Origin of the sequence: Aquabacterium sp., assembly GCF_036273115.1 — a bacterium.
Lineage (GTDB): Bacteria > Pseudomonadota > Gammaproteobacteria > Burkholderiales > Burkholderiaceae_C > Aquabacterium.
The window spans coordinates 94,309-117,511 of the sequence record NZ_DASUIN010000009.1 but is presented as its reverse complement, the minus strand read 5'-3'; the positions used below and the strand labels follow the sequence as shown (position 1 = coordinate 117,511).

21 protein-coding genes are annotated in these 23,203 nt (G+C 60.6%); 11 read left to right on the top strand and 10 right to left on the bottom strand.

Annotation, left to right across the window (positions count from 1 at the left end):
• Positions 1–7: 7 nt before the first annotated feature.
• From VFW72_RS04170 to xseA, 5 genes are all read right to left on the bottom strand, one after another.
• A complete protein-coding gene (locus VFW72_RS04170; RefSeq protein WP_329673009.1) occupies positions 8–331 on the bottom strand; it encodes a PspC domain-containing protein in 324 nt (107 codons plus the stop codon).
• A gap of 16 nt (positions 332–347) precedes the next feature.
• Positions 348–1,622: a 2-oxoglutarate dehydrogenase complex dihydrolipoyllysine-residue succinyltransferase gene (gene odhB, locus VFW72_RS04165; RefSeq protein WP_329673008.1), complete on the bottom strand. Its 1,275-nt coding sequence runs from the start codon at positions 1,620–1,622 to the stop codon at positions 348–350.
• Positions 1,623–1,723: 101 nt separating this feature from the next.
• On the bottom strand, positions 1,724–4,582 hold the full coding sequence (locus tag VFW72_RS04160) for a 2-oxoglutarate dehydrogenase E1 component (RefSeq protein ID WP_329673007.1): 2,859 nt from the start codon (positions 4,580–4,582) through the stop codon (positions 1,724–1,726).
• Positions 4,583–4,878: 296 nt separating this feature from the next.
• Positions 4,879–5,460, bottom strand: coding sequence for a superoxide dismutase (locus VFW72_RS04155; RefSeq protein WP_329673006.1), 582 nt, complete (start codon positions 5,458–5,460; stop codon positions 4,879–4,881).
• Positions 5,461–5,582: 122 nt separating this feature from the next.
• Positions 5,583–6,884, bottom strand: a complete 1,302-nt coding sequence (xseA, locus tag VFW72_RS04150) for an exodeoxyribonuclease VII large subunit (RefSeq protein ID WP_329673005.1) — start codon at positions 6,882–6,884, stop codon at positions 5,583–5,585.
• Positions 6,885–7,375: 491 nt separating this feature from the next.
• On the opposite strand from xseA, the gene VFW72_RS04145 reads away from it, so the two are divergent.
• The 11 genes from VFW72_RS04145 (at position 7,376) to hemH (ending at position 18,796) form a co-directional block, all read left to right on the top strand.
• Complete coding sequence (locus VFW72_RS04145) at positions 7,376–8,014, top strand: MotA/TolQ/ExbB proton channel family protein (RefSeq protein ID WP_329673004.1); 639 nt, start codon at positions 7,376–7,378, stop codon at positions 8,012–8,014.
• Positions 8,015–8,048: 34 nt separating this feature from the next.
• Positions 8,049–8,483, top strand: a complete 435-nt coding sequence (locus VFW72_RS04140; RefSeq protein WP_329673020.1) for a biopolymer transporter ExbD — start codon at positions 8,049–8,051, stop codon at positions 8,481–8,483.
• A 41-nt stretch (positions 8,484–8,524) separates the two neighbouring features.
• Complete coding sequence (gene lpxK / locus VFW72_RS04135) at positions 8,525–9,604, top strand: tetraacyldisaccharide 4'-kinase (protein WP_329673003.1); 1,080 nt, start codon at positions 8,525–8,527, stop codon at positions 9,602–9,604.
• Between the two features lie 4 nt (positions 9,605–9,608).
• The gene (locus VFW72_RS04130; protein WP_329673002.1) at positions 9,609–9,821 is read left to right on the top strand and encodes a Trm112 family protein; all 213 of its coding nucleotides are present in this window, start codon (positions 9,609–9,611) and stop codon (positions 9,819–9,821) included.
• A gap of 1 nt (position 9,822) precedes the next feature.
• Complete coding sequence (gene kdsB, locus VFW72_RS04125) at positions 9,823–10,581, top strand: 3-deoxy-manno-octulosonate cytidylyltransferase (protein ID WP_329673001.1); 759 nt, start codon at positions 9,823–9,825, stop codon at positions 10,579–10,581.
• 167 nt (positions 10,582–10,748) lie between these two features.
• The gene (gene adk / locus VFW72_RS04120) at positions 10,749–11,405 is read left to right on the top strand and encodes an adenylate kinase (protein ID WP_329673000.1); all 657 of its coding nucleotides are present in this window, start codon (positions 10,749–10,751) and stop codon (positions 11,403–11,405) included.
• A 68-nt stretch (positions 11,406–11,473) separates the two neighbouring features.
• A complete protein-coding gene (gene dnaG / locus VFW72_RS04115; RefSeq protein WP_329672999.1) occupies positions 11,474–13,579 on the top strand; it encodes a DNA primase in 2,106 nt (701 codons plus the stop codon).
• Positions 13,580–13,678: 99 nt separating this feature from the next.
• Positions 13,679–15,895 carry an RNA polymerase sigma factor RpoD gene (rpoD, locus tag VFW72_RS04110; protein WP_329672998.1) on the top strand — a complete coding sequence of 739 codons (2,217 nt, stop codon included), beginning with the start codon at positions 13,679–13,681 and terminating at the stop codon, positions 15,893–15,895.
• Positions 15,896–16,022: 127 nt separating this feature from the next.
• Complete coding sequence (locus tag VFW72_RS04105; RefSeq protein ID WP_329672997.1) at positions 16,023–16,955, top strand: adenylate/guanylate cyclase domain-containing protein; 933 nt, start codon at positions 16,023–16,025, stop codon at positions 16,953–16,955.
• A 315-nt stretch (positions 16,956–17,270) separates the two neighbouring features.
• Positions 17,271–17,702, top strand: a complete 432-nt coding sequence (locus VFW72_RS04100; protein ID WP_329672996.1) for a response regulator — start codon at positions 17,271–17,273, stop codon at positions 17,700–17,702.
• Positions 17,699–18,796 (top strand): ferrochelatase, encoded by a 1,098-nt coding sequence (gene hemH, locus VFW72_RS04095; protein ID WP_329672995.1) that lies wholly within the window; start codon positions 17,699–17,701, stop codon positions 18,794–18,796. Before VFW72_RS04100 ends, hemH begins: the two co-directional genes overlap by 4 nt.
• Before the next feature lie 29 nt (positions 18,797–18,825).
• Here the strand turns inward: hemH and rmuC are convergent, their stop codons facing one another.
• From rmuC to VFW72_RS04070, 5 genes are all read right to left on the bottom strand, one after another.
• A complete protein-coding gene (rmuC, locus tag VFW72_RS04090; protein ID WP_329673019.1) occupies positions 18,826–20,175 on the bottom strand; it encodes a DNA recombination protein RmuC in 1,350 nt (449 codons plus the stop codon).
• Positions 20,176–20,266: 91 nt separating this feature from the next.
• Positions 20,267–20,911, bottom strand: a complete 645-nt coding sequence (locus VFW72_RS04085; RefSeq protein WP_329672994.1) for a CoA transferase subunit B — start codon at positions 20,909–20,911, stop codon at positions 20,267–20,269.
• Between the two features lie 3 nt (positions 20,912–20,914).
• Positions 20,915–21,622, bottom strand: a complete 708-nt coding sequence (locus tag VFW72_RS04080; protein WP_329672993.1) for a CoA transferase subunit A — start codon at positions 21,620–21,622, stop codon at positions 20,915–20,917.
• 183 nt (positions 21,623–21,805) lie between these two features.
• On the bottom strand, positions 21,806–22,273 hold the full coding sequence (locus VFW72_RS04075; RefSeq protein ID WP_329672992.1) for an acyl-CoA thioesterase: 468 nt from the start codon (positions 22,271–22,273) through the stop codon (positions 21,806–21,808).
• Positions 22,274–22,378: 105 nt separating this feature from the next.
• On the bottom strand, positions 22,379–23,164 hold the full coding sequence (locus VFW72_RS04070; protein ID WP_329672991.1) for an SDR family oxidoreductase: 786 nt from the start codon (positions 23,162–23,164) through the stop codon (positions 22,379–22,381).
• Positions 23,165–23,203 lie beyond the last annotated feature (39 nt).

Here is a 23,203-nt window from a genome sequence, read left to right as displayed (position 1 = left end):
CCGTCGATCACTCGTCAGGTACGAAGATCCACAGCAGGATGTAGAGCAAGAGGCCAAAGCCCCAGAACAAGAAGAACAGCGCAAAGACCAGACGCCAGACCCAGGACTCGACCGCCGTCAGGCGGGCAATGCCGCCGCAAACGCCACCCAGCCATCGGTCTTCACGAGACCGACGCAATCGGTTCACGGACAAGGTGGCATCGGCCATCGGAGCAGACACCAGCCCCGACTCGATCAGTCGAGCCTTGAGCCGAGCAAACTCGTCTTCGGTGATGACCCCGCGATCACGCAGGGCCGCCAACCGTTCGAGTTCTTCTGCCACCGAAGACATGGTCTGGCCCCTGAGGTCAGATGTCGAACAACAGGCGGGCTGGATCTTCCAGCGCTTCCTTCATGGCCACCAGACCCAACACGGCTTCGCGGCCGTCGATGATGCGGTGGTCATACGACATGGCCAGGTAGTTGATCGGGCGAATCACGATCTGACCGTTCTCCACCACGGGACGATCCTTGGTGGCGTGCACCCCCAGAATGGCCGACTGTGGCGGGTTGATGATGGGAGTCGACAACATCGAGCCGAACACCCCACCGTTGGAGATGGAGAAGGTGCCGCCTGTCATTTCTTCAATGCCCAACTTGCCGTCGCGCGCCTTCACACCGAACTCGGCGATCTTCAGCTCGATCTCGGCAAAGGTCATCTGATCGGCGTTGCGCAGCACCGGCACCACCAGGCCACGGGGCGAGCCCACGGCCACACCGATGTCAAAGTAGCCGTGATAGACGATGTCATTGCCATCCACCGACGCGTTGAGCACAGGGAACTTCTTCAAGGCATGCACAGCCGCCTTCACGAAGAACGACATGAAGCCAAGCTTCACGCCATGTTCCTTCTCGAACTTCTCCTGGAATTTCTTGCGCATCTCCATCAACGGCGCCATATTGACTTCGTTGAAGGTGGTCAGAATGGCATTCGTGGCTTGCGATTGCAGCAAACGCTCGGCCACACGAGCACGCAGACGGCTCATGGGCACGCGCTGCTCGGGTCGGTCGCCCAGGTTGTTCGGGCCAATCGGTGCCGCCACGGCAGGCAGCGAGCTGCTAGGCACGCCAGTAGGAATACCAGCTGTCGCCGATACCGCCGCTGGTGCGGCAGGCTTCGCGCCACCGGCCACGGCAGCGAGCACGTCGCCCTTGGTGACACGGCCGTCCTTGCCGGTGCCAGCCACCTGCGATGCGCTCAAGCCGTTATCAGCCAGCAGCTTGGCTGCGGCGGGCATGGCGACATCCGACTTGCTGCCGCCTGCCGAGGCGGCAGCGGCCACTGCGGGCGCCGCTGCCGGTGCCACAGCGGCAGCGGGTGCCGCCACTGCGCCAGCCGAAGCTTCCGTATCGACCTTGGCAATGACCTGGTTGGACACCACGGTGCCACCGTCTGCCACAACCAACTCGGACAGCACCCCAGCCGAAGGGGAAGGCACTTCCAGCACGACCTTGTCGGTTTCGATCTCAACCAGGATTTCGTCCGCAGCCACGGCTTCGCCGGGCTTCTTCTTCCATTGCAGCAGCGTGGCTTCTGCGACGGACTCGGACAGTTGAGGAACCTTGACTTCAATGATTGCCATTTTGAATTTCTCCGTTGCGAACGCCGTGGGTCTTGCGGGGCGCACTGAGCGCATCAACCGATCGGGCAAGACTCAGCACGGCGTCATGACGCCTGTGACTGTTACTTGGTGAGAACAAAGCCCTTGAGCTTGCCGAACGCCTGGTCCAGAAGCGCCTTCTGTTGCTCCTGGTGCAGGTGGGCATACCCCACCGCAGGCGACGCTGAAGGCGGACGGCCGGCGTAACCCAGCTTCTGCCCTTCGGCCATGTTCTCGTGGATGTAGTGCTGAACGAAGAACCAGGCGCCCTGGTTCTGAGGCTCGTCCTGGCACCACACCAGTTCAGTCAGATTCGGATACTTCTTGAGTTCGGCTGCGAAAGCCTTATGTGGGAACGGATACAGCTGTTCCACACGCAAGATGGCAACATCATTGGCCTTCTTCTCAGCGCGCTTCTTGACCAGATCGTAATAGACCTTGCCAGAGCAGCAGATCAGGCGCTTGACCTTGCTGGCCTCGATGGTCTCATCCACCTCACCGATCACGGTGCGGAATTCGCCCTTGGTGAACTCGATCAGTGGCGACGTGGCGTCCTTGTTACGCAGCAGGGACTTCGGTGTCATCAGCACCAGCGGCTTGCGGAACATGCGCACCATCTGGCGACGCAACACGTGGAAGATCTGGCTGGCCGAGGTGGGCTGCACGATCTGCATGTTGTTGTCGGCAGCCAGCTGCATGAAGCGCTCCAGGCGAGCCGAGCTGTGCTCAGGGCCTTGGCCTTCGTAGCCGTGGGGCAGCATCAGGGTCAGGCCATTGGCGCGACCCCACTTCACTTCACCCGAGGCAATGAACTGGTCGATCACCACCTGAGCGCCGTTGGCAAAGTCGCCGAACTGGGCTTCCCAGATGACCAGGCTGTTGGGATCAGAGCCGGCATAGCCATACTCGAAGCCCAGCACCGCTTCTTCAGACAGGATCGAGTCGATCACGACGAAGGGCGCCTGGTTCTCACCAATGTGTTGCAGCGGCACGTACGTGCCCTCGCTCCACTTCTCGCGGTTCTGATCGTGCAGCACGGCATGGCGGTGGGTGAAGGTGCCGCGACCGCAGTCCTCACCCGACAGGCGCACCGGATAACCCGAGGCCACCAGCGAGGCAAAGGCCATGTGCTCACCCATGCCCCAGTCCACGTTCATTTCGCCACGGCCCATGGCGGCACGGTCGTCGATGACCTTCTGCACCAGGGGGTGAGGTTTGAAGTCAGCGGGAATGGTGGTGATGCGCTCAGCCAGGCGGCGGAACTCAGCCAGCGGAATGGCCGTGTCGGCGCTGTCGGTCCACTTCTTGCCCAGGTAGGGCGTCCAGTCCACCGCGTACTTGCTCTTGAAGTTGGTCAGCACCGGATCGACCGTGTGCTTGCCCGCCTCCATGGCTGCGCGGTATTCCTTGACCATGTCGTCAGGCCCGTTGGGGGGCAAGGTGCCGCCACCGATCAGCTTGTCGCCGTACACCTTGCGGGTGCCGGGGTGCTGACCGATCTTCTTGTACATCAGCGGCTGGGTCATCGACGGAGTGTCTTGCTCGTTGTGGCCCAGTTTGCGGAAGCAGACAATGTCTACCACCACATCCTTGTTGAACTGCTGGCGGTAATCCAGCGCCAACTGGGTACACAGCACGACCGCTTCCGGATCGTCTCCGTTGACGTGCAGCACGGGCGCTTCGATCATCTTGACCACGTCCGAGCAATACAGCGTGGAGCGTGTATCGCGGGGATCTGACGTGGTGAAGCCGATCTGGTTGTTGATGACGATGTGAACCGTGCCACCCGTGTAGTAGCCACGCGTCTGGGCCAGTGCCAAGGTTTCCATCACCACACCTTGACCGGCGAAAGCGGCGTCGCCGTGCACTTGAACCGGCAGCACTTGCGCGCCCTTGACGTCACCGCGGCGGTCCATACGGGCCTTGACCGACCCCTCGATCACCGGGTTCACGATTTCCAGGTGCGAGGGGTTGAACGACAGGGACAAGTGAACCGGACCGCCGGGGGTGGACACGTCAGACGAGAAGCCTTGGTGGTACTTCACGTCACCCGCAGGCAGGTTCTCAGGCGCAGTGTGTTCGAACTCGGAGAACAGATCCTTGGGCTGCTTGCCCAGGGTGTTGACCAGCACGTTCAAACGGCCGCGGTGGGCCATGCCGATCACGATTTCCTGCACGCCCTTTTCACCGGCACGCTGGATCAGTTCGTCCATGGCAGCGATGAAGCTTTCGCCTCCTTCCAGCGAAAAGCGCTTCTGCCCCACGTACTTGGTGTGCAGGAAACGCTCCAGCCCTTCGGCGGCCGTCAGACGATCGAGGATGTGCTTTTTCTGCTCGGCACTGAAGGTGGGCTTGGAGCGAATGCTCTCCAGGCGCTCTTGCCACCAGCGCTTTTCACCAGGGTCGGTGATGTGCATGAACTCGGCACCGATGCTGCCGCAATAGGTTTCACGCAAAGCCTGCAGAATGTCCCGCAGGGTCATGTGCTCGGCCTTGGTGAAATAGGTGTTCGTGGCGCTGAAGGTGATGTCCATGTCGGACTCACTCAGGTCATAGAACGTGGGCTCTAGTTCAGGAATCTTGGGGCGTTCCTGGCGCTTGAGCGGATCGAGATCGGCCCAGCGGGAACCGAGGAAGCGATAGGCAGCAATCAACGACTGAACGTGAACCTGCTTGCGAGCCACAGCCAGATCAGCTGAGCTGGTCTTGACCATGAAGGCATTGGCCTTGGCGCGTTGCGCAAACGATTCGACCACAGGTGCATGAGCCACATCGCGGTGGTCCGTGCCATCTGTTGCGGGAACGTTCTGGAGGGCGTCGAAGTAGGCGCGCCAGTTGTCTGGCACAGAGCCGGGATTGTCGAGGTACGCCTCGTACAACTCTTCAACGTATGGGGCATTGCCCCCAAACAGGTACGAGTTCGACCTGAACTGCTGCATCATTTCGCTCACCTCACTCCCGGGTCTGCCGGGACATTGGCTGGTTGGAAAACCTTCCGCGACACGGCTTGACCGGTTGGCGGATTGCGACCCGCCTTGCTGACTGCTGTAAACAAAATCCAGCAAGGGCGACGGGAAGGGCCTGTAAAAACCGGTACCCAATGTACCACCGGATTCGGACTAATTCCACACCCGGTACGGAAACCTTTTTTGCTCAGCGTTCATTGAATGCGGCGGTGCAGCAAGGCATTCAATAAAAAAGCCGGGCAAAGCCCGGCTTGGTGAGGAAAAACAACGGATCAACCGAAGTTCTTGGCCGCGAATTCCCAGTTGGCCAGGTGGTTCAGGAAGGTCTCCACGAACTTGGGGCGCAGGTTGCGGTAATCGATGTAGTAGGCGTGTTCCCACAGGTCGATGGTCAGCAGAGCGACGTCGCCAGTGGTCATGGGGGTGCCCGCTGCGCCGGTGTTCAGGATGTCGACCGAGCCGTCAGCCTTCTTCACCAACCAGGTCCAGCTCGAACCGAAGTTACCCACGGCCGACTTGGTGAAAGCTTCCTTGAAAGCATCGAAGCTACCCCACTTGGCGTTGATGGCGTCAGCCAGCTTGCCGGTAGGAGCGCCGCCGCCGTTAGGCTTCATCGAGTTCCAGAAGAAGGTGTGGTTCCAGATCTGGGCAGCGTTGTTGTAGATGCCGCCGCTGGACTTCTTGATGATGTCTTCCAGCGAAGCGTTCTCGAACTCGGTACCCGGGATCAGGTTGTTCAGGTTGGTCACGTAGGCCTGATGGTGCTTGCCGTAGTGGTACTCAAAGGTCTCAGCAGAGATGTGAGGCGCCAGAGCGTCTTGCGCGTACGGCAGGGGAGGAAGCGTGTGTGCCATGTTGCTTTTCCTGTTGGGTTATGGAGGAACGTGTAAACGTGCAGCAGCGATTGTAGGCATGTCGCCAGGGGTTTTGATCCAGCGCAAAAAATGCCCAAACCGCCACCGGGATTTAATGTTGCCTAAGACGCGCTGGCTGGCTTCACCGCAGTGACATCCAACTCGATCGATCCGTCTGCCATGACGGCATCGATCGTCTGCCCGACCTGTACCTGAGCAACCGACACCACAGGCTTGCCTTGACCTGAGCTGAGCCATGCATAACCGCGCTCCAGCACTCGCCGCGGATTGACGCTGTCACACCGCGACTGCAGGGACTCAAGCCGAAAGGCCTGTCTCTGCAACGCCACAGAGGCGGCCCGGTTCATTCGTTGCGCCAAGCCAGGTAAGCCCTGCCCCTCCAGGCGGCAGCGCTGCCGGACACCGTCATGCAAGCGATGCTCCAACACCTTGAGGGCCTGCAATCGACTCGACACCACCTGCGCTGGGGCTCGCAAACGCGCCATCAACTGGTCCAGCGTCTGCGCCGCGCCATCCAGTTTCCGCTGCATACGCAACTGCAAGATGCGCTCCATGCTGAGCAACTCTCCAGCAAGGTCGTCTCGATCCCGCGCCACCAACTCGGCCGCCGCCGTCGGCGTGGGCGCGCGCAGGTCCGCTGCGAAATCGCTGAGCGTGAAGTCGGTTTCGTGCCCCACGCCGCACACCACAGGCACCACCGACTCGGCCACCGCGCGCACGACGCGCTCGTCATTGAATGACCACAGGTCCTCCAAAGACCCGCCCCCACGGCAAAGGATGATGGTGTCGATCGCCCCGGTGCTCCTATGGAATTGCTGCACTTCTGCCAGCGCCTCCACAATCTGGGCAGGCGCCTCCGCGCCCTGAACCGAACACGGCGCAACGACTACCTCCACATGAGGCGCACGACGACGCAAAGCCGTCAGCACATCATGCAAAGCGGCGGCGGCCAGCGAAGTCACCACCGCCACTCGCTTTGGGTGAGCAGGAATCGAGCGCTTGCGGTCAGCATCAAACAAGCCTTCGGCTTCCAGCTTGGCCTTTAAACGAAGAAATTGCTCAAACAGGGCACCCGCCCCCGCCCGGCTAAGCCCTTCCACCACCAACTGCAACTCACCGCGCGACTCGTAAACCGACAGGTTGCCTCGCGCCTCCACCAGCATCCCCTCCGAGGGGGTGAAATCAATGCTGCCCAAAGCCCGGCGGAACATGGCGCAGCGCAAGCTGGCCCCTCCCCGTTCGTCTTTGAGGGTGAAGTAGCCATGACCGCTGGCCGCTCGCGTGAACCCACTGATTTCACCCCGAACGGTGACTTGGGCAAAGCGAGCCGTCAGGCTGTCGGCGATCGCTTGAATGAGCGACGAGACCCCCCACACGCGGGACGCCGGTCGTCCAGAAGACATCCAGTTACTCATGTTTCGAAGGCGTGGCAGGCGCGAATTCCAGCGCTGCCGATCACCACATTGTCAAGCGCGCCATTGTCAACCCAGATGATGCCCATCCACAGTCCTTTTGCGTCCATCCAAGCGCCATCAACCCCCGTCACACAAACGCAATATCGTCATAAGTAATTGATTTTATTGAGTTATTTGCTGCACAAAAATTCAGCAAACCACCTCAGATCGTTTATTTGCGCGGTCTGCGGCGTGATTCAACAGCCTTACCCACAAAGTTATCCACAGGAACAGTGGATGAATGCGGCACCGCAGCACTTGTGTCGGCGAACGATCGTTCGCACACCCCCAGGAAACTCCCTAGCCCCCCGATCCCATGACTCTTCCGAGGCACCGACCTCGGAATTCAAGGCCATAATCCAAACCCTCAAACACACATCCAGGCAGGGCTATCTCGCCCCTTGCGTTGTTCTTGATCCGTTTTCCCAAGGGAGTTTGCGTTGCTGTCGATCCTTCAAGCTGCCGGCTGGCCCATCATTCCGCTCGTGCTGTGCTCCATTGCCGCCTTGGCATTGATCATTGAGCGCTTCCTGAGCCTGCGAAGCACCCGTGTTGCACCCGCGCGCCTGGTTGACGAGGTCATCTCCGTCACCCGCACCAGCATGCCCACGGTCGACACCATCAACAAACTGGCCGAGAACTCCACGCTCGGTCTGGTTCTGGCCCACGGCCTGCGCGCCGCCGCTGCCGACCCGCGCATCACTGAAGCCAATCTGCGTGGCGCGTTTGAGTCTGCCGGACGCGATGCGGTCCATCAACTCGAACGCAACCTGAACGCATTGGGCACGATTGCCAGCGCCGCGCCCCTGCTGGGTCTGCTCGGCACCGTCATCGGCATGATCGAAATTTTCGGCGCCTCGGGCGCAGCGACTGGCACAGCGGGTGCCAACCCCATGGAACTGGCTCACGGTATCTCGGTGGCGCTGTACAACACCGCCTTCGGTCTGATCGTTGCCATCCCCTCGCTGATGTTCTTCCGCCATTTCCGTGCGCGGGTCGACGCCTACACCCTGCAAATGGAACAGGCCTCAGAGCGCATGGTGCCGCACCTGCTGCGCCTGACAGGCGCTCGTCGCTGAACCCCGGTTTGCAGCTAGGAGCCTGTCCATGGCCATGAATTTCCGTACGCGGACTCAGGAAGAACCGGAAATCAACCTGATTCCCTTCATCGACGTGCTGCTGGTGATCCTCATCTTCCTGATGTTGACCACCACCTACGCCAAGTTCACCGAGATGAAGATCAATCTGCCGACCGCCAATGCACAGTCGGCCAAGCCCCGCCCCAAGGAGTTGGTGGTGCTGGTGTCGGCTGACGGCCGCTATGTGATCAACCAGCGGGTTCTGGAGACGCGCGGGGTGGAGAGTCTGGCTGCTGCGCTCAACGCCGCGGCAGGCTCTGCCAAGGACACGGTCATCGTGGTCACGGCAGATGCCTCAGCCACGCACCAGAGCGTGATCAACGTGATGGACGCTGCGCGTCGCGTGGGGCTGTCGCAACTGACTTTTGCCACACAAGGTCAATCTGACGCTGCAGCGGCCGGTCAGTGATGGCGCAGACTCACTCGCACTGCTCGCTTTGACTTCACCGCGTGGCATTTGACATTCAAACCACTTGGCGACACCGAGGGCCACTGGCATGCGCCTTGTGGCCCTTGTCGCAACTGTTCGGCGCACTGGCCGGCTTGCGTCGCCTGAGCTACCGCTTGGGACTGTCGTCCGCCACGCGCCTGCCCTGCCCTGTACTGGTTGTGGGCAACCGCATTGTGGGAGGTGCTGGCAAAACCCCGACCACCATCGCCATCCTGCAGTACCTGCAGCAAAAAGGCTGGCGCCCCGGCGTGCTGACCCGCGGCTACAAGGCCGATGAGTCCACTCACCCTCGCCCTTTGCTGCTAGACGCCAACAGCCAGTCCACCCTCACGGCAACGGACGCAGGCGACGAACCTTGGCTCATCTGGCGCCGCACCCAAGTGCCTGTGATGATCGACCCGCTGCGCGTACGCGGTGGACACGCCATGCTCGACCGTCACCCGGAGGTCAACATCCTCGTCTGTGACGACGGCTTGCAACATCTTCCCCTGCATCGGGACATCGAAGTCATCGTGTTCGACGAACGCGGCCAAGGCAATGGCTGGCTGCTGCCGGCAGGCCCTTTGCGTGAACCGGTGAACACGCCCGCGCCGGCCGATCTGTGCGCCGCCCCGATCGTGCTGTACAACGCCGCCCAACCCAGCACCGACCTGCCCGGGCACTGTGTCACCAAAAGCACCGCTCCGCTAATCGAGTTGAATGACTGGTGGCATGGCCGCCGTGATCGCCAGCCCCCCCCGCTGACGCCAGACAACCAGGGCCCCGAGCCCGTCTGGGCCGTTGCCGGCATCGCCCAGCCTGATCGTTTTTTTCAGCAACTGACAGCCCAAGGCTGGCGGGTCCACGGCCACCCACTGGCTGACCACGCCGACCTGAGCACCCTGCCCTGGCCTGAGTCTGTGACGCAAGTCATCGTGACCGAGAAAGATGCTGTCAAACTATCGCCTGACGAGATACGCCGCCAACGCCCCCACACGACGGTGTGGGTAGCGGCACTCGACTACCAGCCAGCGCCCTCTTTCTGGCTGGAACTCGACCAGGCCTTGGGCAAACTCCCCAATCCTCACCCAAAGAATTGACACCATGGATACCCGACTCATCGAACTGCTCGTTTGCCCGGTTTGCAAGGGCCCGCTGCAGCGTCCCGCCCAAAGTGACCACCTGGTGTGTGCAGCTGACAAACTTGGTTTTCCGATCCGAGACGGTATCCCGGTGATGCTGGAAAGCGAAGCCGTGGCCGTGGATGACAACCTGCGGCCCATTCCCATGCACGCCCCGCTGCCCGCAGCCGACTGAGATGAGCTACACCGTTCTGATTCCGGCTCGTCTGGCATCCACCCGTCTGCCCAACAAGCCGCTGGCCGACATCGGTGGTGCACCGATGGTGGTCCGTGTGGCGCAGCGCGCCGCTCAGAGCCAAGCCAGCCGAATTGTGGTGGCCGCTGACCACCCCAGCATCGTCGAAGCCTGCCAAGCCCACAGCATTGAATGCGTGCTCACGCGTGACGACCATCCCACAGGCAGCGACCGACTCGCCCAAGCTTGCGAACTGCTTGGACTCGATGGCCAGGATGCGGTGGTGAACGTACAGGGCGATGAACCCTTGATCGATCCTGCCTTGATCGACGCCTGCGCCACTCAACTCGACCGGCGCCCCGATTGCGTCGTCAGCACGGCAGCGCACCCGATTCACGAAGCTGAACTGTTCGCCAATCCAAACGTGGTGAAGGTCGTGCTCGATGCCGCCGGCCGCGCCTTGTACTTCTCGCGCGCCCCCATTCCTTGGTGGCGCGACGCCCCCGTGGCGGGACAGCCCTGCAGCGCAGTGGCACCTGCTTTGCGCCACATCGGCATCTATGGCTACCGCGCCGGGTTCCTGCGTCGCTTTCCGTCACTGAGCATCAGCCCACTGGAGACCATCGAGTCGCTGGAACAGCTGCGAGTGATGTGGCATGGCGAGCGCATTGCCGTGCATGTCACGGAACAGGCACCCGGAGCTGGGGTTGATACCCCCGAAGATCTGGAGCGCGTGCGCGCCGTGTTTGCTGCAGGTTGACACCAACTTGGTGCACAACAACGACGAGCCCTCACAGACTGACCTAAATTGCGCTGGATCACCGCTCTACGGGCAGTCCCGCAGCTGACCTGAAACCCTGCGTGATATCCTCGCGGGTTGATGCAGTCAGAGCAGGCATCCACCTGCTCAGGACATAGAGGAGATACATGAGACTCATTCTGTTGGGCGCCCCTGGCGCCGGCAAGGGCACCCAGGCTGCCTTCTTGTGCCAGAAATTTGGCATTCCCCAGATCTCGACCGGCGACATGCTGCGTGCTGCCATCAAGGCCGGCACCGAGCTGGGTCTGGCCGCCAAGAAGGTCATGGATGCAGGTGGTCTGGTCAATGACGACATCATCATCGGCCTGGTCAAGGAACGCATTGCGCAAGCCGATTGCGCCAATGGCTTCCTGTTCGACGGCTTCCCTCGCACCATTCCTCAAGCCGAAGCCATGAAGGCCGCCGGCGTGAAGATCGACTATGTGCTGGAAATCGACGTTCCCGACAGCTCCATCATCGAGCGCATGAGCGGTCGCCGTGTCCACGTGGCATCGGGTCGCACCTATCACGTCGTCTTCAACCCACCCAAGGTGGCAGGCAAGGACGACGCCACAGGCGAAGACCTGATCCAGCGCGACGACGACAAGGAAGAAACCGTGCGCAAGCGCCTGGAGGTTTATCACCAGCAGACCCGTCCGTTGGTTGATTACTACTCCCAGTGGGCAGCGACTGGCGACGCAGTGGCCCCTCAATGCCGCAAAATCAGCGGTGTTGGCTCGGTGGACGACATCACCGCCCGCGCGCTGCAAGCCCTGGCAAGCTGATCTCTTTCAGCTTCGGCTGAACGCACAGGCCCCGTCGCCCCACAGCGCCGGGGTTTTTTGTTTCCACCGTGATCCCACAGTCTTTCATTCAGGACCTGCTCGCCCGAACCGACGTCGTCGAAGTCGTCGGGCGCCATGTCACGCTTAAAAAGGCCGGGATCAACTTCAAGGGCCTCTGCCCCTTCCACGGGGAAAAGTCGCCCAGCTTCATCGTCAGCCCCAGTCGCCAGACGTACCACTGCTTCGGCTGCGGCGTGCACGGCAACGCCCTGGGCTTCCTGATGGAAAACGGGGGACTCGGTTTTGTGGAGGCAGTCAAGGAACTGGCGCAAATGCAGGGCATGCCGGTTCCCGATGACAACAGCAGCCCCCAGGACCGCGAGCGAGCCAAGGCGCAAAAAGAAAAGCAGGCCACGCTGACCGACGTCATGGCGCAAGCCATGAAACACTGGAAGCAGCAGCTCAAAATCACCCCGAGAGCGGTCAAGTACCTCAAAGGCCGCGGCTTGACCGGCGAAATTGCCGCGCGCTTCGCGCTGGGCTATGCCCCCGAGAATTGGCGCGGCCTGGCCAGCGCCTTCCCCAAATACGATGACCCCATTCTGGTCGAGGCCGGCCTGGTCATCACTCAAGACCCACAGCCGGGCGAAAACGAGGGCAAACGCTACGACCGCTTCCGCGACCGGATCATGTTCCCGATTCGCAACCCGCAAGGCGAAGTGATCGGCTTTGGTGGCCGGGTTCTGGACAAGGGCGAACCCAAGTACCTGAACTCGCCCGAAACCCCCGTCTTCACCAAAGGCCGTGAACTGTATGGCCTCTATGAAGGTCGCGCTGCTCTGCGCAACAAGGGCTACGCCATCGTCACCGAAGGGTATATGGACGTGGTGGCCCTCGCGCAGTGGGGTTTTGGCAATGCCGTCGCCACACTGGGTACGGCTTGTACGGCCGAACACGTTCAAAAGCTGTTTCGCTTCACCGAACACGTGGTGTTCAGCTTTGATGGCGACGCTGCGGGCCGGCGGGCTGCCGGTCGTGCGCTGGAAGCCGCGCTGCCCTTTGCCACCGACACGCGCCGCATCGGCTTCTTGTTCCTGCCCGCCGAGCACGATCCCGACAGCTACATCCGCGAGTTCGGGGCCGAGGCCTTCGAGGCGTGCGTCAAAAAGGCGGTTCCGCTTTCGCGGCAGATCATCGAGCACGCCAGCGCCGACTGCGACCTCGACACCGCCGAAGGTCGTGCGCGTCTTCTGGCTCAGGCCATCCCGCTGATCAGGCAGTTGCCCGATGGCGCACTCAAAGGCCAGATTGCCGACGACCTGGCCACACAGGCTCGCACCCAGCCTGAGGAAGTACGCAAGCGTCTTCACGAAGGCCACAACCAGGGACCTCGCAGCGGATCCGGACACGGCGCGCGTCAAACCACGCGCGGCGATGGCCCTGACGAGATCCCCGTGTTTGAGCCAGATGATTTCGGCGCTGGCGATCACTGGCAGCCCCCAGATTTTGACGATGGCAGCTACAGTGGCCACCAGGGCGGAGGCCCCGATGGCGGTTATGGCGACACATCGGGCGGCTACCCGAATCGCTCACGTTCATCCAAATGGTCCGGTGAAGGCCGGCAAGGCAAACGCTGGCGCGACGGCACACGCTGGCAAAAGCACGGCAGCCCGGTGGCAGCGCGCCCTTTGCCCCAAGCGGCCACGCCGCTGGACCGCATCGCCTGGCTGCTGGTCAATCACAGCGATTTCTGGGAACAACTCCCCGAATCGGTCCATGACCTGTTGTGCGAGCAAGATCCCCCTTACGGCGAGTTCTTTCGCTGGCTGGACAAAACCATTGTCGACCAGGGCGTTCTGCCCGCGGACGACTTGATGCGCCAGATGCGCGACAATGACGACGACTTCGGTCAGAAGCCCGAAAACGGCGGGCGCTTCACTCAACTGGCCGACCGAATCAGCCGATTCCTCGATCTGTCAGAGGCCAAGGAAACCGTCACCAGCCTGCTGTACATGATCAAACCCCTCGAATTGGAGCTGATCCGAGAGAAACTCGAGTTACTGAATCAATCCGGTGAACTATCCGAAGCAGCTGAGAGTCAAAAGCTCGAGTTGATCCGGCAGTCTCTGGCGCTGAAGCTTGAAATCAGCCAGAAACGCCCCATATCTGGATAGCAGCCCCCCTCCATCCCGCCTTTGCTTTGACGCCCTTCCCCGCTTGAGGGATAATGGAGGGTTCGACAAGCCCCCAGAATTTGTTCGAGGACCTCCCGCATGACCGCGAAAAAAGCCGCGAAGACCGCTGACGCTGCAGAAGTGACTGAAAAGAAAACCAAGGCCGCATCGGCCGCTGACAGCACAGCCACCGCTAGCGAACCCAAGAAGCGGGGCCGCAAGCCCAAGGCTGCAACCGAGTCTGCAGGCGCCAAGTCCACCAAGAAGGAAACCAAAAAGGCTTCCTTTGACGAAGACGATGTGGGCGACCTCGAAGCCGACATCGAAGCCGATCTGGACGCCACCGAAGCTGAAGCGGAAGGTGGCGAAGAAGGCGGCGAAGACAAGCCCAAGGCCAAACCCCTTCGCATGAAGGTGTCGCGCGCCAAGGAGCGCGCCCTGATGCGTGAATTCGGCATCGACGACACCACGCTGACCGAAGACGAAGTCAACAAGCGTCGCCAAGACCTGAAGACCCTGATCAAGCTGGGTAAGACCCGTGGCTTCCTGACTCATCAGGAAATCAACGACCACTTGCCCGAAAAGCTGGTCGAGAACGAAATCCTCGAGGCCATCATTTCCATGTTGAACGACATGGGCGTGGCGGTTTACGAGCAGGCACCTGACGCTGCGACGCTGCTGATCTCCAACAGCGCCCAGTCCACGGCCACCGAAGAAGAAGCTGAAGAAGCTGCTGAAGCTGCCCTGTCCACGGTGGACTCCGAATTCGGCCGCACGACTGACCCTGTCCGCATGTACATGCGCGAAATGGGCACCGTCGAACTGCTGACTCGCGAAGGCGAAATCGAAATTGCCAAGCGCATCGAAGGTGGCCTGCAAGCCATGATGCTGGCCATTTCGGCCTCGCCCACCACCATCGCTGAAATCCTGTCCCTGTCGGACAAGATCCGCGCCGGTGAACAGCCTATCTCCGACGTCGTGGACGGCTTTGTCGCCGCCGACGAAGCCGATGACTACGTGGCCGAAGAAGACTTCGACGAATTCGACGAAGACGACGATGACGATGGCAATGGCGGCTCCAAGGCGCTGACCAAGAAGCTCGAAGAGCTGAAGAACCAGGCCCTGGTGAAGTTTGACGACCTGCGCGACAACTTCGAGAAAATGGCCAAGGCCTTCGAGAAGGACGGCTACAAATCGGCGTCTTACAACAAGGCTCAGCAGGCCATCAGCGACCAGCTGATGACCATTCGCTTTACCGTCAAGACCATTGAGCGCCTGTGCGATGTCCTGCGTTCGCAAGTGGACGACGTGCGCCGCTACGAACGCGAATTGCGCAAGATTGTGGTCGACAAGTGCGGCATGCCTCAAGACCAGTTCATCAAGGACTTCCCACCCAACATCCTGAATCTGGAATGGGCGGTGAAAGAGTCCCAAGCTGGCAAGAACTACAGCGCCGTGATGGGCCGTAGCTTGCCCGCCATTCAGGAACTGCAACAGAAGCTGATCGACCTGCAGGCCAAGGCCGTCGTGCCCATCGAAGACCTGAAGGAAATCAACAAGCGCATGAACGAGGGCGAACGTGCCTCGCGCGATGCCAAGAAGGAAATGATTGAGGCCAACTTGCGTTTGGTGATCTCGATCGCGAAGAAGTACACCAACCGTGGCCTGCAATTCCTGGATCTGATCCAGGAGGGCAACATTGGTCTGATGAAGGCGGTGGACAAGTTCGAATACCGTCGCGGCTACAAGTTCTCGACCTATGCAACCTGGTGGATCCGTCAGGCCATCACCCGCTCGATCGCCGACCAGGCCCGCACCATCCGTATCCCGGTTCACATGATCGAAACGATCAACAAGATGAACCGCATCTCGCGTCAGCACTTGCAGGAATTCGGCTTTGAGCCCGATGCCCCCACGCTGGCTGCCAAGATGGAAATGCCGGAGGACAAGGTCCGCAAGATCATGAAGATCGCCAAGGAGCCGATCTCGATGGAAACACCCATCGGGGACGACGACGACAGCCACCTGGGCGATTTCATCGAGGACACCAACAACACTGCGCCAATCGAAGCTGCCATGCAAGCCGGCTTGCGCGATGTGGTGAAGGACATCCTCGATTCGCTGACCCCGCGCGAAGCCAAGGTGCTGCGCATGCGTTTCGGTATCGAAATGTCGACTGACCACACGCTGGAAGAAGTCGGCAAGCAGTTCGACGTGACCCGCGAGCGCATCCGTCAGATCGAAGCCAAGGCCATCCGTAAGCTCAAGCACCCCAGCCGCTCCGACAAGCTCCGCACCTATCTGGACAACCTCTGATTTCCAGACACCTGCGAGTCAAACCCGGCCTCGGCCGGGTTTTCTTTTGCCTGTTGAAACAAATCAACCGGCGATTTGTGCGTATTTCTTCACACCGCCCGGCAGGATTTCACGTCAAGATGCCGGCATGAGCAACACCCGGCAATGTGCGGTGCTGTTTGCTGACCTGCGAGGCAGCACAGCCCTGTACCTGAAACTAGGCAACAGCGAGGCAGCCACGGTTGTCACGCACAGCCTGGCCATGCTCGGTCAAATCGTGGCCCGTAACGGCGGTCGCGTCATCAAAACGCTGGGAGATGGCCTGATGGCCGTGTTCCGCGACCCGGAACGCGCGGTGGAGTCTGCTGCCAGCTTGCAAGAGTCGCTGGAACGCTCCGCCGTGGTTCCTGGCGGCCTGCCAGGCAGAGAAACCGCCATCAAGCTGAAAACGGCCGTGGCCTGGGGTGAGATCGTCGAACTCGACAACGATTGCTTCGGCGACGCGGTGAATGTCGCTGCTCGCATCCTCGACCTCGCCGGCGACAACGAAACCTTGATCACCGGCCCCCTGCACCGGCAACTGCCCACCGATCTGCAATCGCGCTTCCGCAGCATCGACAAACTGCACCTGCGTGGACGCAAGGAGCCGGTAGCTGTGCTGCGCATGGAAAACCGGCGCTTCGGCGACACGGTGACCACCATGCACATTGAGCTGTCTGGCGCTGACATGCCCGAGGGCATTCGCCTCTTCAACGACGAAACAGACCGCACCTACACCTCGGCTGACATGCCTCTGGAACTGGGGCGCAGCCCACAGGCAGGCTTTTGCATCAACGATTCACGTGTGTCACGCACACATGCCCGCATCGAGTCCCACAGCGGGCATTTCTATCTGAGCGACCAGAGCTACAACGGCACCCACGTTCAGTTTGACCACGACGAACAGGTGCTGACCCTGAGACGCGGCACCTGCACCTTGCACGGCACCGGCTCAATCTACCTGGGCACCACGCCCAACGACCCAAGCGCCGCCAAGGTTCGATTCGAAGTGCTGAGTTATGGCGATGTCGACGCGACCTGACGCCCTTTCCTACACGGATTTCAGTTAGTCCTGTCAGCACCAACCTTGTCCGCTTAACACCGCACGGGTCGATTGCAGCGTGAATGCGTCAGCACATGCAGGGAAATACTCAGATGTGACACTTCTGACAACGACTGCACGACCTTGGGGCTTATGATTGCAACGTTTGCTGATCGAAGCCATGGGAGGACACATGGAGATTCGAAGTCAACCGGGCTCCGGGACCCGGCACATCTTGTCATGCGGCCAGCAGTTTAAGCCTACCCCCAGCCAGCCTTCCCGGCATCAGGCGGCTGGTCGATTTGTTCGATCATGATGAACACCCCGTCTGAGACGTCTGATGCTTCCCCACTCGCACGCCCGCTGCGAGTGCTTTACGTTGAAGACAACCGCATCAATGCCATGCTCTTCGAAGAGGCATTGAGACCCTACGCTCAAATCGAGCTTGAAGTGGCAGAAGACGGCCAAGTGGCCCTGTCTGTGGCACGAGAAAAGACGCCTGACGTCCTTGTGCTGGATGCCCATTTGCCGGGCATGTCTGGCTTTGAGGTGCTCAGGGCCCTGCGCACGGTACCCGGCCTGCAAAATGCGCCGGCTTACATGTGCTCCGCAGATGCCATGCCTGAAGATGTCGCGAAGGCGCACAGTGAGGGCTTTACCGGCTACTGGACCAAACCCATCGATATCATTGAGGTGACCAACATTCTTTGCCAACTGGCAAACGAACTTTTGCCACCTTCCAAATGAGCTACCGCCCAGAGCCCGATTACCGACACGGACAAATTCCCCAGACTGCCATCCTGCTGGTTAATCTGGGCACACCGGAGGAGCCCACTCCCAGCGCCTTGCGACGCTACCTTGGGCAATTCCTGAGCGATCCACGTGTGGTCGAAATCCCGTCGCTGGTGTGGAAGCCAATTTTGCACGGCATCATCTTGCGTGTCCGCCCCGCGAAGTCGGCGGCCAAATACGCCAGCATCTGGATGCCGGACGGTTCCCCGCTTCGGGTCTGGACCGAAAGGCAAACCAAACTGCTACAAGGCTATGTGGGCGAAGACGGCCACAAGGTGATCGTGCGCCACGCGATGCGCTACGGCCAACCCAGCATCGCCAAAGAGCTTGATGCACTGAAGCAAGCCGGGGCCACACGCATCCTGATCGTGCCGCTGTACCCACAGTACTCTGGCGCGACCACGGCCAGTGTGCTCGATGACGTCTATCGCTGGGGTTTGACGGTGCGCAACTTGCCGGAAGTTCGCGTCGTCAATCGCTTCCACGATGACGCAGGCTACATCGATGCCCTCGCCCAGCGAGTGGAACAACACTGGCGCCAGAACGGCAAAGCCCGCAAGCTGGTCATGAGCTTTCATGGCATGCCTCACCACACCTTGCTCAAAGGTGATCCCTACCATTGCGAATGCCACAAAACCGCAAGGCTGCTGGCCCATCGTCTTGGCCTGCCACCTGAAGAATACGTGGTCACCTTCCAGAGCCGCTTTGGCCGCGCCAAATGGCTTGAGCCCTATACCGAGCCCACACTGAAACAACTGGCCCAACAAGGGGTGGAATCGGTTGATGTGATCTGCCCTGGGTTTGTATCCGACTGCATTGAAACCCTGGAAGAAATCGCGATGGAAGCCAAAGCAGCGTTCCTGGGTAGCGGCGGCAAGCGGTTCGAGTACATCCCGTGCCTGAACGATGACCCGGCCTGGATTCGAGCGTTGAAAGCCCTCACCGAGCGCCACATGCAAGGCTGGCCGACTCGACTCGACGAGCAGCCATCGGCCGATGCGCTCGAAGCTCAGCGCAGCAGAGCGGCCGCCATGGGGTGCCCGCGCTGAGTCTTCTCGACTGGCTGATGCGACTCAAGTCAGACCGACGAGCCTGCGGGTGGCTCGTTCGGACCTGGCGCTCGCGTTGCCTCCCCCTCCGCTTGAAAGCCGTCCCCTGATGGATCCTGCGGCAGCAAGGCCTGCGTCAGCGCCTCAGGCACAGCCTCGACCTGCTTGAGGGCCCGCCCCATCACGCGGGTGCGCGTTTCCACAGAAGAAATCACACTGCTGGCTTCGTCCAACTTGCGCCGGGTTTTGGCCAGTACATCGCCAAACTTGCCAAACTCGGTTTTCACTGCACCCAGCACTTGCCAGACCTCGGTAGATCGGCGCTCCAGGGCCAGGGTTCGGAAGCCCATCTGCAAGCTGTTCAAGGTGGCCAACAAGGTGGTGGGGCCGGCCAGCATGACCCGATGGTCTCGCTGCAGGGACTCGACCAAGCCCGGACGCCTTAGCGCCTCGGCGTAGAGCCCCTCGGTCGGCACGAAGAGGATCGCAAAATCTGCGGTATGCGGAGGGGCGAGGTACTTCTCCTTGATCGTACGTGCCTCGTTGCGTAGCCTCTGTTCCAGGGCCTTGGCCGCTTGCTCCACAGCAGACGCGTCCGCTCGGTCATGCGCATCGAGCAAGCGCTCGTAGTCTTCACGTGGGAACTTCGCATCAATGGGCAACCACAAGGCTTGGTCTGGACCACCCCTGCCTGGCAAGCGAATGGCAAATTCCACCCGTGCCCCGCTGCCCGGCACGGTTTCAACGTTGACCGCGTATTGGTCGGGTGTGAAGACCTGCTCCAGCAAGCCCGCCAGTTGCACCTCTCCGAAAATGCCTCGGGTCTTCACGTTGTTGAGCACGCGGTTCAGTGAGCCGACGTCACTGGCCAGGCGTTGCATTTCGCCCAATCCTCGGTGCACCTGATCCAACCGTTCCGCGACCTGCTTGAAACTCTCTCCCAGCCGGGCTTCAAGGGTCGCGTGAAGCTTCTCGTCAACCGTTTGGCGCATCTGCTCCAGCTTGCGCTCGTTGTCGGCTTGCAGAGCCTGAAGGCGCGCCTCGACTGTCGTGCGCACTTCGGCCAAGCGCCGCTCATTGGCGTCTGACAAATTCTTGAGCTGTTCATTCTGGGTACGAGCCAGATCCCCTTGCTGGGCCAGCAGCGATTGCTGGAACTGGACCAACGTACTCCCCGTTTCCTGACGCGTCCAAGCGGCGCTGCGCGCCACCTCATCTCGCAAGGCCCGCTCCAGTTGCTCGGTTCGTTCGCGAAGCAACTCCTGCAACGCCTGCCCCCATTGGTTCAATGCGTCATCGCCACGTGGGCCATTGCGCCACACCAGCAACAGCAAGAGCCCCAGATTGGCCACAAGCAAGATCAAAGTCATCCATTCCATCGGCACATTGTCTCCCAGCAGGCGCATGAAAAAGGCCACCCGAAGGTGGCCTTGTCGCGACGACATGCCTCAAGGCATGGATGTCAACTCATCAGGCTTCAAGATGCGACAGTTGCACATGGGCACCCGTCTTCAAGCGGATCTCCTCGGGCGTGACACCCGGCGCCAGTTCCACGCACTTGAAGCCGTCTGGCGTCACATCAATCACGCACAACTCGGTGATGATGCGATCGACCACACCCACGCCTGTCAGTGGCAGGGTGCAGTTTTGCAGCAGCTTGTGCTCGCCGTTCTTCGCAGCGTGCTCCATGAGCACGACCACGCGGCCCACACCGGCGACCAGATCCATGGCGCCACCCATGCCTTTGACCATCTTGCCCGGAATCATCCAGTTGGCCAGATCGCCCTTTTCCGACACTTGCATGGCGCCCAGAATGGACAGGTTGATCTTGCCGCCGCGAATCATCGCGAAGCTTTCATGCGAACCGAAGATCGACGAGCCGGGCAGGCAGGTCACGGTTTGCTTGCCGGCGTTGATGATGTCGGCATCCACCTGGTCTTCCGTTGGAAAGGGGCCAATGCCCAACATGCCATTTTCCGACTGCAACCAGACTTCAATGTCTTCTCGCACATGGTTGGCCACCAAGGTGGGCAAGCCAATACCCAAGTTCACATAGAAACCGTCTTGCAGTTCCTGAGCGGCGCGTGCCGCCATTTCATCATGCGTCCAGGCCATGGTTCAGGCTCCTGCTTTTTCAGTGATGGTGCGCTTTTCAATGCGCTTTTCTGGGGTCGGGTTGTGCACGATCCGGTGCACGTAGATACCGGGCAGGTGCACGGAATCAGGGTCAATCGACCCGGTCTCCACAATCTCTTCCACTTCGACCACGGTGAGCTTGCCAGCCATGGCAGCTGCCGGGTTGAAGTTACGCGCGGTGCGGCGGAAGATCAGGTTGCCCGACTTGTCAGCCTTCCAGGCCTTGACCAAAGCCACCTCGGGGAACAGGGCGCGCTCCATCACATAGGTTTCGCCATCGAACTCACGGGTCTCCTTGCCCTCCGCCACGATGGTGCCCACGCCCGTCTTGGTGAAGAAGGCCGGAATGCCAGCACCACCCGCACGCAGCTTCTCGGCCAGGGTACCCTGGGGCGTGAACTCCAGCTCCAACTCACCCGCGAGGTACTGGCGCTCGAACTCCTTGTTCTCGCCCACGTAGCTGGAGATCATTTTTTTGATCTGGCGCGTGTTGAGCAACTTGCCCAGGCCAAAGCCGTCCACACCAGCGTTGTTGGAAATCACCGTCAGGTTCTTGACGCCAGTGGCCTGCAGGGCGTCAATCAGAGCCTCGGGGATTCCGCACAGGCCGAAGCCTCCCACTGCGAGCAATTGCCCGTCTTTCACAATCCCAGCCAGCGCACTGGCCGCGTCGGGATAGACCTTGTTCATCCGTTCACTCCTAGCTATTTGTTTGGCAACGCAGCAAAACTCGGGCCACATCAAATTGCCGTTTCGCTGCACTGCAACATGGAAAGCGTACACCGGGTCCGCATCAAAAAGCCAGCAAACAAGACGAAAAAAAGCCGCGTTTTGCGCGAAGCAAACGCGGCCCCATGCTTAGCCCCTATTGACTCAGGCTGGTAGCGCAGGCGGTGTCTCGCCACCAGGTAAAGCAGGCGCACTGGTCGCGAGCTTGCGAATGGCATCGGGCAGCGGTGACGCGCGCCCGTCTTTGAGGCTGACCCACACCAAAGTGGCGCCACCTGCGGCATACACCACGCCAGGGTCATCGGTACGCTCGATCGACACGAATGTGTCGATGCTGGTGCGGCCTGGGTTGGCCACATACAAGCGAATGGTGATGGTGCCCGGAAACACCAAAGGCCGATAGAAGTTACAGAAGGCGTTGGCAATCACGGGCCCATCTTCAGCACCACTGAGCGTGCCGTTGATCGAGGTGATCCAGGACACACGGGCTTGCTCCATGTAGCGGAAATACACCGTGTTGTTGACATGCCCAAGGGCATCCATCTCGCCCCAGGCTATCGGGTGGGCCAGTTCGTAAACCAGGATCTTGTGCTCGGGAATTTCCAGACGCATGGCTGTACTCGGTTCGGTTCAAAAGGTCCAAATGACGCTGCCCTCGAAAATGAGGGCAGCAACTTTTGATTTCAAGGGGCTGATGTCAAGCAAGCCCAGTCTGCGTCAGGCAGCGGTCACACCATCGTCGGCGGAAATGATCGCGCCGTTGATGAAATCGCTCTCGGCGGCACACAGGGTCACCAGCATGGCGTCCAAATCCTTGGGCTGCCCCACACGCTTGCGTGGCAGCATGTTGATCAGCTTCTGACCGGCTTCGGTGTTCCAGTGGTGGTGGTTGATTTCGGTATCAATGTAACCAGGACAGATGGCGTTGGTGGTGATGCCCATGCGCCCCCATTCGGCAGCCATCACCTTCGTCATGTGAACGACTGCGGCCTTGCTCATGCAGTACACGCCGATTTGAGGCATGGTACGCAGCCCCGCGGCCGAAGCAATGTTGATGATGCGACCACCCGTGAAGGTGCCTGGGGCTGAGCCTTTGGCACGAGCCAGCATGCGCTTGGCCACCTCCTGCGCCACAAAGAAGGCGCCGCGCGTATTGGTGTCAAACACGTAGTCGTAGCCGTCTTCGGTCACATCGACCAAGCGCTCGGTGGTGCTGACGCCGGAGTTGTTGATCAGGATGTCGAGCGGACCCACTTCGGTTTCGGCGTGGGCCACAGCAGCACGGATGCTACTGACATCGGTCACATCCAGGCCCACCACATGGGCATCGCCGCCAAGCGACTCGATTTCGGAGCGCAGGTCTTTCAAACGCTCGACACGGCGCCCCGCCAGAACGACCGCCGCGCCGGCCTTGGCCAGGGTTCGGGCGAACTGCGCACCCAGACCGCTCGATGCGCCGGTGATCAGGGCCACGCGGCCAGACAGGTCAATCGTGTAACTCATGAATGTTGCTCCTCAAGCGCTCAAAGTGCCGTCGTTTCG